This window comes from Pseudoalteromonas sp. PS1M3, assembly GCF_016865405.1.
Taxonomy (GTDB): Bacteria; Pseudomonadota; Gammaproteobacteria; order Enterobacterales; family Alteromonadaceae; genus Pseudoalteromonas; species Pseudoalteromonas marina.
Genome location: NZ_AP022624.1, coordinates 2,282,322 through 2,296,798, shown reverse-complemented (window position 1 = coordinate 2,296,798; position 14,477 = coordinate 2,282,322). Strand labels below are relative to the sequence as shown.

Genomic DNA, 14,477 nt, shown 5'->3' with positions numbered 1-14,477 from the left:
GCAGATTTTAAAACACCTATATTTATAGACTAACGCTATGCTGTTTATTATTGTATAAAAAACAGCAATTAACAGTAAAAGTCGTATATTTAAAGCTATACTTTACGTTTACCTAAGCGAATAATTTTATTCGGTACTGAATACGTACTGTTTTTAAAAAACATCTGTAAGCTAAAAACAATTATGAAAGTGTGTGGTGTCAAATGGAAACAGTTAGATTAAATAAGTTGTTATCCCATCAGCAAGATATTTTATCTAAAATAGCGCTTGGACTCCCGTTTGAGGATGTTCTTGACGAAATTTGCTTATCGATAGAAGAACTTATTGATGAAAAATCCGCTAAATGTTCTATTTTGTCACTAAACAAAGGGCAATTGCTGCACTGTGCCGCGCCTAACATTGAGGATGGTTATTGTCAGGCAATCAATGGGGTTCACATAGGTCCAAATGTTGGCTCGTGCGGTACTGCTGCTTATTTAGGCGAGCGCGTTATTGTTGAAGACATTGCTAATTCATCGTTGTGGGCTGATTTTAAAGACGTCGCTTTACAGTTTGGATTGCAGTCGTGTTGGTCTACCCCTGTTATTTCAACTAAATCTAGTATTTTAGGCACGTTTGCCATTTACCACGATAAGCCCAAAAAGCCTTCACTTTTCGAACTTGAATTAATCGACTATTTTGTAAATTTCACAAGTATTGCACTTGAAAAAAATGCAGAGTACATAAAAGCTAACCAGCTCATTACTGATTTAGAAAAAAGTAATGAAAAATTTGCAGCTTTTACAAAGGTTATGCCCGATTTAACACTTATTATTAGTGAAGAGGGTGAGTATATGGATATTTATGGCACCACCGACGCGCTTTTATACAAATCACAATCTGACTTAATAAATAAAAAAATTAATGACGTAATGCCTGCTGAAGATGCCACATCAATAATGGCGGTAATAAATAAAACATTGCTCACAAACGATGTTCAAGTATTTGAATACGAATTAGATATCGACGGCAAAATAATGGTTTTTGAAGGTCGTACATCACCCATTAAAGATTACCAGTCAGATAACCCATCTCAGCGTTATATTGTTTGGGTTGCACGCGATATAACAACAAGAAAAAAAGCAGAGCTAGAAGTAGAAAGGCTTGCCTTTTATGACCCATTAACAGGTTTGCCAAATAGACGAATGCTGAATGACAAATTATCAGCCTATGTTGAGAATATAAAGCAAAGCGATGTGACCGGTGCGTTATTATTTCTAGACTTAGATAACTTTAAACGAATAAACGACTCAGTAGGCCATAGCGCGGGTGATGAAGTTCTTGTAGAGCTTTCAAAACGATTTAATGGTGTTGTTAGTGAAAAAGATACATTAGCGCGTGTTGGTGGCGATGAGTTTATTATATTGCTTGAATATGTTGGTGATAATACAGAAAGTGCAATTTTAGAGTCTGAAAAAATAGCAAAAATAATACAAAGTGTTTTTTATGATAAATTTGAAGTGGGCCGCTTAGCCTTTCAGGTCAGTTGTAGCATTGGTATTTGTTTAATAGATAAAAGCAATCATTTAACCGATAATATTCTTAAATTTGCTGATACGGCTATGTACCGTTCTAAAATGAAAAACGGCAATAGCTGCAGCTTTTATGATCCCGAGTTACAAGCATTGCTTGAAAATCAGGCCGAACTTGAAACCGACATTGTAAGAGCCATTGCACACGATGAGTTTAGTGCGTATTTTCAGCCGCAAATAAATGCAAATGGTAAAATTACTGGGGCTGAGGCTTTAATTAGATGGCATCACCCAAGTAAGGGGCTGATTGCGCCTAATGACTTTATTCCAATCGCTGAGCAAAATGGGGTTATTCAAAAGCTCCAAAACACCGTTCTGCGTGATATTTGTATTTTAATAAATGAGCTTAATAGCAAGCAGCTGATTGATGATTCATTTAAAGTGTCTATCAACATCAGTCAAGTCCAGTTCAATTCAACGACGTTAAAAACTGAATTATTAAATGTTGTTAATGATTATAATGTTAATCCATCGAATATTAAGTTAGAGATCACAGAGTCTATGCTTAGCGGCGATATAGCCAGCGTAATATCGCAAATTGATGAGTTAAAGCAGCAAGGTTTTATTTTCTCAATAGATGACTTTGGTACAGGCTATTCGTGTTTAACGCATTTGAGCTCGTTTTCAGTGAATGAATTAAAAGTAGATAAAAGCTTTATAGATAAAATATTAGATAAAGGCACAGGGTTTAGTATTGTGCAAACCATTATTAATTTAGGTAAAAGCCTTAACTTAACAGTTGTTGCTGAAGGTGTTGAAACCGAAGAACAATTTACCGTACTTAAAACAATGAGCGTTGACATGATTCAAGGCTATTTAATTGCTAAGCCTATGAACTTCGATGATTATTTATGCTGGCATCAGTCTTATTAAAATGTAGACACCCTCAATTTTAAATTAACATGCTTTGGTAATTTGGCTGGAGTCTGTCGTAGTATCAAAACGACTAACAAGAATCCTGTTCTTGTTAATCACATTCGTATAAAATTCACCACCTAACGTCCTATAGTTTTCACAATTAACGCAATACAGAGCGAGACTTCCTTATCTTTTCTAATAAAGACACCAGTTCAGTGACCGATTTAACAGTAGTTACTCATAACGGTAATTTTCATGCCGATGATGTATTTAGCATCGCGGTGCTTAAACATGTCTACCCTTCGTTTAATTTAGTACGTACACGTGATAAAGCGCTTATGGACAGTGCTGATATAGTGATTGATGTAGGTGGGCAATACGATCCAGATGCTGGGCGTTTTGATCACCACCAACGTGGTGGCGCAGGGGAACGTGAAAATGGAATACCGTACTCGTCATTTGGATTGGTGTGGCAAAAGTATGGTTTAGCACTGTGTGACAATAATCAAGCAGTTGCAGACAGAGTTGATGCAGGATTAGTTTCAACCATTGATGCAATTGATTGTGGTCATGTTGAGGGTGTTCAGCAGGGTATAAGTTTAAGTCAAACAATTTCAATGTATAACCCAACATGGGAAGAGAGCCCTGAGTTTGATAAGTGCTTTGATGAAGCTGTCGAATTTGCTTCTCGTATGCTGACTCGATTTATAGCGTCAGCAAGTGGCAGTGTCAATGCAAAAGCAATTGTCGCTAAAGCGATAGAAAGTGCTGAAGATCCTCGCGTTATTGTGCTTGAAAAGTACACGCCATGGAAAAAAACAGTCCATATTTTATCAAGCGAAGCGTTGTACATGGTTTACCCTTCACATTCAGGTCAATGGATACTTCAAACAGTCCCTGTCGAGCCCGGCTCGTTTGAAGATAGAAAGTCGCTTCCTAAAGCATGGGCTGGTTTGTCTGATGAAGATTTCCAAGCAAAAACGGGGTTAGACGACGCTGTTTTTTGTCACAATGGGCTATTTATTGCTGGCACTAAATCATTTGAGAGCACAATGAAGCTTGCCGAAGTGGCGTTAGCTGAATAAATGATTTAGCTTCAATAGTTAATTAGCCTGATTCTGAAATCAAATCTCTAAAGCAGACTTCAGGCTAAGTAATTAATTTGCTCCTACGCAGTTGTTTAAACCACACCTAAAATTCCCCCTCAATATATGAGTGTGTTACCAATCTGAGTTTTTCTTAAAGCTAGGCCATATAAAATAAAGGCTTGTTGGTCATGCTGTTTACTATTTACTGATAATATTAAAAACCACTCGTTACGAGTAAAAATACTTGTTGGACTTAAAGGTCTATTTTTCTTTTAATGCGCGCAATTAGCCGAACCGGCATTCATTAAATAAAAGAGAAAGATAAATGAAAGAGACAACATCACTAGAACAAGCTCGCACGAGTTACAATGTTCGTCATTGGAGCCAAGGTTTTTTTGGTATTAATGATCAAGGTGATGTGTATGTTGCGCCAAAGGCTCACGCCCCAGAGCAAACTATTGCACTAACAGATATCGCAAAACAACTTCAAGAAAATGGCTTAAGCTTACCGGCTTTAGTGCGCTTTCCACAAATTTTACATCATCGTGTGCACAGTTTATGTGGCGCGTTTAATACCGCGATTGAAAACTATGGTTACCCAAAAGACTACTTATTAGTTTACCCAATTAAAGTAAACCAACAACGTGAAGTGGTTGAAGAAATAGTAGCAAGCCAAGCAGAATTAGAAAAAAAACAATTAGGCCTTGAGGCGGGCAGCAAACCAGAGCTTTTAACTGTTTTGGCAATGGCAGAAAAAACCAGTGCAGTGATTGTATGTAATGGCTACAAAGACAAAGAATATGTGCGCTTAGCACTGATTGGCGAAAAGCTAGGCCACAAAGTATACATAGTGCTTGAAAAGCTCTCTGAGCTTGACATGGTACTTAGCCAAGCAAAAGCGCTAAATGTTAAACCGCGTATTGGTATTCGCGTACGTTTAGCATCGCAAGGCAAAGGTAAGTGGCAAGCAAGTGGCGGTGAAAAATCTAAATTTGGTTTATCAGCGTCGCAAGTACTGCATGTAGTAAACCGCTTAAAAGACGCAGGCCAACTTGATTTAATGCAACTTGTGCATTTTCACTTAGGCTCGCAAATGGCAAACATTCGTGATGTGCGTTTGGGTGTGAGCGAAGCCGCGCGTTTTTACTGTGAGCTACGCAAATTAGGTGCAAGCATTGAGTGCTTAGATGTAGGGGGGGGGTTAGCTATTGATTACGATGGTACCCGCAGCCAATCGCATAACTCAATGAATTACAGCTTAGCTGAGTATGCAAATAACATTGTGTACACCATAGGTGATACGTGTAAGCAGTACGCGCAGCCCATGCCGACGATTATTTCTGAGTCGGGGCGTGCACTAACGGCGCATCATGCGGTGCTTATATCAAATGTTATAGGCACAGAAAGCTACGTACCAGAGGAGCTAAAAGCGCCTGCTGGCGATGCACCGCTTTTATTAAATAATATGTGGGCCTCGTTTGTGCAATTAACCGATTTAACGGATGACCGCGCACTGATTGAAATTTATCACGACAGCCAAGGGGATTTAGCAGAGGCGCATAACCAGTTTGCTCTTGGGCTTTTAGATTTAACGCAGCGTGCGTGGGCAGAGCAAGTTAACTTACGTATTTGTTATGAGCTTAACAAACACATGGATAACAAAAACCGTTTTCATCGCCCGATTATTGACGAGTTGAACGCACGTTTAGCCGATAAGTTTTTTGTAAACTTTTCGCTTTTTCAATCATTGCCTGATGCGTGGGGGATTGATCAAGTGTTTCCGGTATTGCCATTAAGTGGCTTAACCGAAGCACCAAAAAAACGTGCTGTATTACTTGATATAACCTGTGATTCAGACGGTGCACTTGAGCACTATGTTGATGGCCAAGGCATTGAAAGCACTTTACCGGTGCCTGAGTACAGTGCAGATAAGCCTTACTTAATGGGCTTTTTCTTAGTGGGTGCGTACCAAGAAATTTTAGGTGATATGCACAATTTATTTGGCGATACGCACAGCGCTATTATCAATATGGATGAGCAAGGCATTGCCAGTATCAGCGAAATAAACCAGGGCGATACCGTAGCCGATATGATGCGATATGTGCATTTAGATGTTGAGAGCTTTCAGCAGTCGTATGCGCAGTTAGTGTCTGCAAAAATAGATAAAAATGAACAGCAAAGCGTTTTAGACGAGTTGCAAAACGGCCTTAATGGCTACACTTATTTAGAAGAGTTATAAGCAATGTCTAGCTTGTTTGGCCATGTTGACCACTCATTGTATTCAAACGGTATGACGTTTTTACGTCGTCCTATGGTGCAAAATATTAATGCCATTGATGCAGATGTCGTTGTACTAGGCTTACCGTTTGACTTAGCAACATCGGGCCGTCCCGGTGCTCGCTTAGGGCCCGATGCCATTCGCAGAGCGTCGGTACATTTAGCCTGGGAGGACACTAAATACCCGTGGACATTTCCTTTGTTTGAGCGTTTAACGGTTGCAGATGCGGGGGACTTTACTTATCCGGTAGGCGATCCTGAATATTTTACGGCACAGCTAGAAATGGCCGCAGAGCAAATACTTCGCCAAGGGGCAACGCTGTTAGGCCTTGGTGGCGATCACTTTGTAACGCTTCCGCTATTGCGCGCACATGCAAAGATACATGGCAAAATGGCGCTGGTTCATTTTGATGCGCACACTGATACATACAGCAATGGCTCGCGTTTTGATCACGGCACTATGTTTTATCATGCACCCATGGAAGGGCTGATTGATGTAGAGCACAGCATACAAATAGGTATTCGTACCGACTTTGACCAATCAAAGCATGAGTTTGCAGTGATTGATGCAATGCAAGCTAACGATTTGCACGCCAATGAAATAGCAGCGCAAATACGCGAGCGGGTAGGCGACTTACCCGTTTACCTAACGTTTGATATAGACTGCCTTGACCCGGCATTTGCACCAGGTACAGGCACACCGGTTTGTGGTGGTTTAACATCAGATAAAGTGCTTAAAATACTGCGCGCGCTTAAAGGTATAAATATGGTGGGAATGGATGTGGTAGAGGTATCACCGTCGTATGACCAAAGTGAGCTTACCGCTATTGCCGCAGCAACAATTGCGAGCGAGTTATTGCATTTGTGGACACATAAAAATAAGTACTCACTCTAAAGTGCCCCAATAATAAAAGAGGATGTAAATCCTCTTTTATTATTTAGAGGTATCGATTACTCAAGAGTTTTATTTCTTTCAGCCATATAAAGCTCAAGGCAATAAGCGCTAAGTTGGTAGTAACTGGATTAAATGCTTCTATTAACAAATTTGGCTGCATGAGCGCAACGGCCCCTAACAGGCCGCATAATAAGAAAATATTTAACCAAACTAGCTGTTTATTTTTATAAAATATAATTAGTAACAGCCCAAAAATAACCTCAGCAATACCGGCACCACGCGTAATCAAATCAGACACTTGTGCAGAATAGCCAGCACTGCCAGTCATTAACTTTTCAAGAGGGGCAACGTGATAAATCTTTGGAAAAAAGCCATGATACATCCAACTCAACCCCACAATATAGCGTGCAATTTGTATATAACCGCGGTTATTTCCTAGCATTATCTATTCGCTCCTGTGAGCTGGGGTGGCTTGATAAGTATTCGAGTAAGTTATTTACCTTTTTAAGGTGTTCGTTTTCAGTGGTATGCGCACTTTGCAAAGCTTCAATTGCATCGGCAAAATCGCTGCTTGAATAGCCTAAGTTTTCTAGTTGAGTTAATGCATAACTGTCGGCTTCTCGTTCCATATCTCGCGAAAAGCCTTGTTGGGAAAACGAGGCACCAGTCCCCAAGGCAACCTCAGCTATTCCCTCTAAATCACCGAATATAACGGCAAGTACAATCGTACTTGCTGCCGATTGTGCTGTTATGCGAACACTATGCTGGTGGACGACATGGCCAATTTCGTGAAGTAATACGGCTTTTAGTGCATTGGGCTTATCGGCCAGTAAATTAGCTAATTCATCTGTGACCACAATTCTGCCATGAGGGAGTGCAAACGCATTAGCACCAAAGCTTTGGGATTTATAAAACGAAAGCCTATACACCGACTTTTCAAGTGCAAGCTCATCAAGTATGGTCTTAAAGTGTCGCTGAACTCTGGCTTGTTGTTCGTCAGGTAACTCTGTTGGGTCGAGTGCTAATTTTTTAATTACAGCAAAACTTTGCTCACCCATTTGTTCAACAACGCTATGCGGTAGAGTATCAACACTGTAAACAGCAATTGCGGGCACAACTTTGTATAGCATTAACCACATAAAAAGAGGTGTGACTACAATTGCTGTAATAATAGCCCACTTATTTTTTTCAAGCCGCTCTAGTGAGTGATGATTTTTAGCGTTAAATGGCCACCTAAAATCTACATCAAGCGGAATAAACCGACCACCATCGTCAAAGCTTAGTTCGTCGGCAAGACCTGCAATCGCCGAACTTAAATTAAGTTCGTTAATTGCATAGCGGACAGGTTCTTCGTTACCGTGATTAATTTCAACGTGTGAGCCGCTAATTTTAGCGACACACAGCTGATAGTTACTCGAAGCGTTTGGAAAATAATGTCCCTGAACGTTCATAATAAACTCTTATGTTAACGACAAATCAATATCAAATACGTTAGCCGCTTCCTCAGCAAAGGATGACTGCTGCTCTTGCGTTGTATCTATTAAGTTTAATGCGCCAGGGTATATATCAACGGTTGTAGCCTCGGCAAGCATTTTTGATGTGCGAATTTGTGTCCAGGGGTAAGCAAGCCCTAATGAAAACACAATAGCTAACATGTTGGTTAAAAGTAAAATGGCGTAAGGAATAGGTTTAAGCTCAGATTTAAACGATGCTACATCTTCAAATTGGCTATTATTAAAAATATGATTTCTAATTGCCGCTTTCCATACCGCGGTTACTATGGCAATCATCACGACGTAGGCAATCATCAATCCACCAAACATAACCCCCATTTTTGCAGGGTCTTGAGCTGCTTGTTGGTTTTCTACATTGAGTAAATCAAGTCCAAATAGTCCTAAAATAGCCATAAATATTACCATGGTGATAGAGCTCACCACAAAGCAAATAAGGGCTGTTAGATAATAAGTTTCACCTTTAAGCTTTACGCTTAATGGCTTATTGCCATAGCTAATATTACTATGAATGTAAGTATCTATGCGCTTTAAAACATAAGGCATTAATAAATAAAGCGTAAAAACACTGGCAATCGGCAATAGAATAAAGTTAATGAAGGCTTCGCCGTAATCCCCTTTAAACGCAAAACGCACATTACGATGACGGGTCATACGCATATTAAAACGTAAGCCTTGGTTAATAATCCACGGCATTAAAAAAATAAAAGCGATGGCAAATAAAAAGCCTATCAGTGGAAAAAAGCTGACAGCAAAGGTGTAAATTAAAAATACAATGACCGCTAAAATACGGCCTTTTAAAATTTGCATTGGAGTAGCTAAGTAGTCAAAGCTGTGGCCATCTATACGAGTATGCCCATAAAAATAGCGCATTGTACGCACTTTTGCCCAGGCAGAATAAATGCCCAATGTTAGTACGCTTAGTAAGATATTAACTATCCAAATACCAAAAAACTCACCGCCTTTGCCACTAAATTGCACTTTAGAGCTAGATAACGGGGTGAGTGGATTCGCGCTCGATTCGTTTGATTGTGAAGGGGTTGAGTGTATTGATTCCATTAAAAGCCATTCCATGTTGTTTTTTTGTTAATTTACCGATTTTAAGTGCAAAACTCAATATTTATCCCTGCAATCGGACTTTTAATTTCTAAGGTGAGTTCAAACTAGGTGATACATTTTTTATAATGAACTCTGTTATACTGGGCGGATAATTTTATGGGGCTGTTATGATTTCAAAAAACCAACTCAAACTTATTCGCCAACTTGGCCAAAAAAAGTACCGAAAGCAATATAATCAATACCTTGTACAAGGCGAAAAAAACGTACTTGAGTTGCTTAATAGCACACTAAACGCAGTTGATGTATTTGCAACTTCGGCGTTTATAAATGCTCATCAAAGCTGTTTTCCAAGCACCCATATCATTGAAGCCGACGAGGACGTTCTTACTAAAGCGAGCACGCTAGTAAGTAATAATGCCGCAATTGCAATTGTTGATATGCCAAAAGCCGACTTACCCAAAATAAAAGGGTTAATATTGGCTCTTGATGGCGTGTCTGATCCTGGCAATTTAGGCACAATAATTAGAGTAGCCGACTGGTATGGTATTAAACACATTGTTACCAGCACAGACAGTGCAGATGCCTATAACCCAAAAACAATTAGCGCCACAATGGGGTCATTTGTAAGAGTTTCAGTTAGTCAGGTCGATTTACCTGCTTATCTACAGACACTCAAGTTACCAATTTACGGTGCGTTTTTAGATGGCCAAAGCGTACACAAAACACAGTTTAATGGCGAGGGTGTATTGTTAATGGGTAGCGAATCTCATGGGATTCGCCAAGCCTGTGCGGGTTTAGTAACCGATAAAATAACAATTCCTGCATTTGGTGAGGCCGAGTCACTTAATGTGGCTATGGCAACAGGGATTATTTTAGATAATTTTAAACGTCAAGCTTAACAAACGTGTGTTCTTTGAGTTAAATTGCCCATGAATAACAACAATAATAAATTGGTAAAACAACCAGATGCGCTTAAGCACTATTAAATTAGCGGGCTTTAAATCGTTTGTAGAGCCCACTAAAATACCGTTTCCAGATCAAATGACCTGCGTTGTTGGGCCAAACGGCTGTGGCAAATCTAATGTGATTGATGCGGTAAGATGGGTGCTTGGAGAAAGCTCAGCTAAAAACCTGCGTGGCGATGCCATGACAGATGTTATTTTTAACGGCTCAACTAATCGAAAAGCCATTTCGCAAGCCTCTGTAGAGCTGATTTTTAATAACTCGTTGGGCGAGCAAGAATTAAAAAATACCTTTGCCGATAGAAACCAAATAGCGATTAAGCGTTTAGTAACACGCGATGGCCAATCGTTATACTTTTTAAATGGCAGCAAATGCCGCAAGCGTGACATAACTGATATATTTTTGGGCACTGGGCTTGGCCCTCGCAGTTATGCGATTATTGAGCAAGGGATGATATCGCGCTTAATTGAAAGTAAACCTCAAGAACTTCGCGTGTTTTTAGAAGAAGCTGCTGGCGTATCTAAATACAAAGAGCGTCGCCGCGAAACGCAAACGCGGATTAAAAGTACCCGAGAAAATTTAGAACGTTTATTAGATGTTCGTAAAGAGTTGCAAAGCCAGCTCGATAAATTGGCTGTTCAGTCACTTGATGCTAAAAAATACCGTGAACTTAAAGCAACAGAGCGCACATTAAAAGGTCAAGTAGCTGTTTTAAAATGGCAAAAGCTGCATCAACAACAATTAGACAAAAGCGAGCAAATCAAAAAGCTTAATGAGCAAATAAGCTTTTTTAAAACGGCTCACTCAGGGCACGATGATGTGCTTGCAACACTTGAAGGAGAGGTACAAGCTCAGCAAGATAAATTAAATGATGCGCAGCACCAGCAACATATTACTCATACCGAGTTAACTCGAGCCGAACAGCAAAAAATTAGTGTTAAACAACAAATACAGTCACTTAAACAAAGCTTAATAAAATTACAACAACGCCAAACAGATAGCCTTGAGCAAAAAGCGCAACAGCAGCACATATGCGAAGAACTTGATGAAGCACTGCAAGAGGCAATAGAAAGCAGTTTAATGTGCGAAGAGCAAGTGAGTGAATTGTCATTTGAGCTTGAGGGGTTGCAGGGTACTAAGCAGCGAAGTTATTCGAATTGGCAAACACTCAACGAACAACAGCAACAACTTACCACTCAGGTGCAGTCGCAAAGTAGTGAAATAAAGCACACGAAACAGCAAATAAATCATGTTAATGAGCAACTTAGCCAATTAAATTCACAGCTTGATGAACTAAAAAATAATAATGTAGAACATCAGCTGGCCGAGCAAAAACAGCAGCGCCAAGCACTCACTGAGGCGCTTGCAAAAAAACAAAGCGCGCTTGCGCAATGTGAAGTTAAATTGACTCAGCAAAATAGGCTGGTTGATGAAACTCAAGACAATCATAAAACACTGACACAGAAAGAAAATGAACTAAACGCCCGTATTGCTGGGCTTAAAAGTGCATTGGGGTTAGATGAAGAGGTCAGTGACTCAACTGGGGTTCTAAGCCAGCTCATAGTGCAAGATGGTTTTGAGCCATTAATAGAGCAAGCACTTAAGTCGCTCACGCATTTAAGTGTAACAGAGCAGCAATCAACTAATAGTATATGGCCAAGCAGTCAGCCTTTACTTAAGGCAAGCTTGGCAGATTATATTACCGCTGGCGTGTACCCTGACTTACTCACGCGAATTGGCTATAGCGAACACGCCGATTTAACTATGCTAAATGATGACTATTACATTGCCATAATGGATAAAAAAGGCGAATTGCATGGTCGTAATTGGCACGTAAACGCAGACAGTAACACCGACAACTCATTGCTAATAAAGCATAAGCAACTTCACGCGCACACCGATGAGGTCATACAGGTTAAAAGTCAGCTTGAACAGGTCAAAAGTGAGCTTGAACAATGCACTGTAATACAAGCAGAGCTTAATACTGAACAAAAAGCACTCAAAGACGTTATTCATCAGCTTGCTCAACAAATTGCTATTTCAAGTACCCGAAGCGATATGCTCACAGAGCAAGTTACTCAATATCAACATCAGCTATCAAAAATAAAAACACAAGAGCAAACAATAAGTGCGTCACTGGTGCAACTCAATAAGCAGCTTGATGAACAAACCGAGCAATATGAACTATTTGTTGAGCAGCAATTAAATTTAACAGATGAAACTGAGACTGCGAATGATGAGCGCATGCTCAGCGATAAAAATTATAGCCAAGCACTCAGCGCATTGGAGCAATACAAAACGCAGGCTCATCAGTTAAGCTTAAGTCAGCAAAAAGCACGTAGTGAATGGCAGTTAAGTCAAACAAAACTGAGCCACGCAGCACAAGCCTATGAAGAGGCAAAACAAGGGGCTGAAGAATTAGTTTTGGAAATAGAGGCGTTACTTATTCCAGAAGAAACACTTAGTGAATCAATTTCAACCTTACTAGAAAAGCATCAGTATGGCGAACAACGATTAGCGCAATTGCAAAACGATTTATCACAAGCTAAAGACGCCTTACATACAAAGCAAGCTAGCCTTAAAAATTCGCAAGGTGAGCTGCAAGGGCTTCAAGAACAACATCAAAAATTAACACTTGAAGAGCAGAGCTTACTAATAAAGGCACAAGCTGCACTTGAGCCATTAGAAGAGCTTAAACAAAGCTTAAAAGCCGTACTTGAAACATTACCTGACGACTTAACCCTAAATGCAGCGCAAAACCAATTAACAGGTATTACAAATCAGCTAAACAAGCTGGGTGCGGTTAACTTAGCAGCTATAGAAGAGTTTGATGTTGCAAAACAGCGCAGTGAGTATTTAGATAATCAGTTAGAGGATTTAACTAAAGCGTTAAATACCCTTGAAGGGGCTATTCGGAAAATAGATACCGAAACAAAAACGCGCTTTAAAGCCACGTTTGATCAAGTTAATGAAGACTTTGCACAGCTGTTTCCTAAAGTTTTTGGTGGAGGGAGTGCGTATTTGGAATTAACCAGTGACGATTTACTTGAAAGTGGTGTTAGTATAATGGCACGGCCGCCAGGTAAGAAAAATTCAACTATTCACTTGTTAAGTGGTGGAGAAAAAGCGCTGACGGCATTATCATTAGTGTTTTCTATATTCAGGCTAAATCCAGCCCCGTTTTGTATGCTGGATGAAGTTGACGCACCATTAGATGACGCAAACGTTGTTCGCTTTTGCCGTTTGGTGGAAGAAATGTCACAATCAGTGCAATTTATTTATATAAGCCATAACAAAATTGCAATGGAGATGGCGGGGCGTTTAACCGGTGTGACTATGGCAGAGCCGGGTGTATCTCGAATGGTTGCAGTAGATATTGAACAAGCGGTGCAACTTGCACACGCATAAATTTTTATAACACGTGTATTAGTTTTTAATTACTATACAGGTTTTAGGCATAACAAATAATAAAAGGTGAGGGGATGGCCGAACAATTAAGATGGGTTTTAATCATTATCAGTGTGATTGTCATTGGTGGCTTATTAGTCCATGGTTTATGGTCTGTAAGAAAAAAAGAGAGCCCAGATACGTCCGTTAATGAACGGGTTGAACCACTCCAAGAAAGCCAAACAGCTTCCTCTCATTCATATAGTCAAAAAGCTGAGCCAAAAGAGCCGGTAATTAGTGAGCGTGACGAACCACAGCTAGGTGAACTTAACTTTGACGCTAATGAGCCTCAAATTGATTCCAGCGCGCCAGAGGTTCCTATTGAAGATGACCTAAGTGTTGTTGACGATATAGAGTCGGTTGAGCAAACTAATGAACAACCAAAAGAGCCAGTACCCGATTTTGTTATTGTACATATACAAATGCCAGAAGGGTTAACTATGCAAGGCAGCAAGTTATTACCTGCTGTGAATACGCTTGGTTTTAAATATTCTGAAGAGGGCTTTTTTAATCGTCATTTAGACCCTGCAGGCCAAGGGCCTGTGTTGTTTAGATTAGTTAATATGTACAACCCAGGTACGTTCGATATAGACAATATGGAACAGTTTAGCACCGCAGGTGTTAGCTTATTTATGACCTTGCCGTGTGACGGTGACGGACTAGCAGCCTTTAATATGTTGCACAGTGCGGCTAAAAAAATAGCCGACGAATTTGGTGCGCACATATTAGACGCAGAACGCGAAGAAATGAGTGTTGAGCGTGTAAGGCAATATGTTGATCAGGTTCGTGCTTTTTCAGCGTAACAATT

10 protein-coding genes are annotated in these 14,477 nt (G+C 40.0%); 7 read left to right on the top strand and 3 right to left on the bottom strand.

All coding sequences use genetic code 11. The features are described 5' to 3' along the window. Window positions 1-203: 203 nt before the first annotated feature. The 4 genes from PS1M3_RS10600 (at window position 204) to speB (ending at window position 6,689) form a co-directional block, all read left to right on the top strand. Window positions 204-2,444, top strand: coding sequence for an EAL domain-containing protein (locus PS1M3_RS10600; protein WP_203984138.1), 2,241 nt, complete (start codon window positions 204-206; stop codon window positions 2,442-2,444). A gap of 200 nt (window positions 2,445-2,644) precedes the next feature. Then, a complete protein-coding gene (locus PS1M3_RS10595) occupies window positions 2,645-3,514 on the top strand; it encodes an MYG1 family protein (RefSeq protein ID WP_006794517.1) in 870 nt (289 codons plus the stop codon). Window positions 3,515-3,842: 328 nt separating this feature from the next. Then, a complete protein-coding gene (speA, locus tag PS1M3_RS10590) occupies window positions 3,843-5,756 on the top strand; it encodes a biosynthetic arginine decarboxylase (protein WP_138741040.1) in 1,914 nt (637 codons plus the stop codon). 3 nt (window positions 5,757-5,759) lie between these two features. Then, the gene (gene speB / locus PS1M3_RS10585; protein WP_006794519.1) at window positions 5,760-6,689 is read left to right on the top strand and encodes an agmatinase; all 930 of its coding nucleotides are present in this window, start codon (window positions 5,760-5,762) and stop codon (window positions 6,687-6,689) included. Between the two features lie 43 nt (window positions 6,690-6,732). Here speB and PS1M3_RS10580 read toward each other — a convergent pair whose 3' ends face one another. The 3 genes from PS1M3_RS10580 to PS1M3_RS10570 are packed head-to-tail and all read right to left on the bottom strand — an operon-like array spanning window position 6,733 to window position 9,259. Continuing rightward, the gene (locus tag PS1M3_RS10580; RefSeq protein WP_138741038.1) at window positions 6,733-7,131 is read right to left on the bottom strand and encodes a DoxX-like family protein; all 399 of its coding nucleotides are present in this window, start codon (window positions 7,129-7,131) and stop codon (window positions 6,733-6,735) included. Continuing rightward, window positions 7,118-8,140: a M48 family metallopeptidase gene (locus PS1M3_RS10575; RefSeq protein ID WP_138741037.1), complete on the bottom strand. Its 1,023-nt coding sequence runs from the start codon at window positions 8,138-8,140 to the stop codon at window positions 7,118-7,120. Before PS1M3_RS10575 ends, PS1M3_RS10580 begins: the two co-directional genes overlap by 14 nt. A gap of 9 nt (window positions 8,141-8,149) precedes the next feature. Next, window positions 8,150-9,259 carry a YjgN family protein gene (locus tag PS1M3_RS10570; protein WP_203984131.1) on the bottom strand — a complete coding sequence of 370 codons (1,110 nt, stop codon included), beginning with the start codon at window positions 9,257-9,259 and terminating at the stop codon, window positions 8,150-8,152. A 167-nt stretch (window positions 9,260-9,426) separates the two neighbouring features. Here PS1M3_RS10570 and PS1M3_RS10565 point away from each other — a divergent pair, with 167 nt between their 5' ends. From PS1M3_RS10565 to zipA, 3 genes are all read left to right on the top strand, one after another. Continuing rightward, window positions 9,427-10,158 carry an RNA methyltransferase gene (locus PS1M3_RS10565; protein ID WP_203984129.1) on the top strand — a complete coding sequence of 244 codons (732 nt, stop codon included), beginning with the start codon at window positions 9,427-9,429 and terminating at the stop codon, window positions 10,156-10,158. 67 nt (window positions 10,159-10,225) lie between these two features. Beyond that, complete coding sequence (locus PS1M3_RS10560; protein ID WP_203984127.1) at window positions 10,226-13,630, top strand: chromosome segregation SMC family protein; 3,405 nt, start codon at window positions 10,226-10,228, stop codon at window positions 13,628-13,630. Between the two features lie 74 nt (window positions 13,631-13,704). Beyond that, window positions 13,705-14,472, top strand: coding sequence for a cell division protein ZipA (zipA, locus tag PS1M3_RS10555; RefSeq protein ID WP_203984120.1), 768 nt, complete (start codon window positions 13,705-13,707; stop codon window positions 14,470-14,472). The last annotated feature ends 5 nt before the right edge of the window (window positions 14,473-14,477 follow it).